The following is a 360-nucleotide window of genomic DNA, read 5'->3' on the forward strand; positions in this document are numbered from 1 at the left end:
AACGCAGGAAAGCCCCGCACCATAAGGTGCGGGGCTTTCCCACAATAATTGTTCGGCGGCGTCCTACTCTCCCACAGGGTCCCCCCTGCAGTACCATCGGCGCTGAAAGGCTTAGCTTCCGGGTTCGGAATGTAACCGGGCGTTTCCCTAACGCTATGACCACCGAAACACTATAAAGTTGAACTCAACCAGCAAAGGGAGTTCGTTACTTCAGAACTAACACAGTGGACGCGAGCAACTGAGGACAAGCCCTCGGCCTATTAGTACCGGTCAACTCCACACCTTGCGGTGCTTCCATATCCGGCCTATCAACCCAGTCGTCTACTGGGAGCCTTACCCTCTCAAGGAGGTGGGAATACT

2 rRNA genes are annotated in these 360 nt (G+C 54.7%); both read right to left on the reverse strand.

Features of this window, described 5'->3' with window-relative positions:
• Positions 1-50: 50 nt before the first annotated feature.
• Positions 51-167, reverse strand: a 5S ribosomal RNA gene (rrf, locus tag PUR26_RS00810).
• A 73-nt stretch (positions 168-240) separates the two neighbouring features.
• Positions 241-360, reverse strand: a 23S ribosomal RNA gene (locus PUR26_RS00815); the annotation flags it as partial.

Source organism: Streptomyces sp. SP18CS02, assembly GCF_036322365.1.
Taxonomy (GTDB): Bacteria; Actinomycetota; Actinomycetes; order Streptomycetales; family Streptomycetaceae; genus Streptomyces.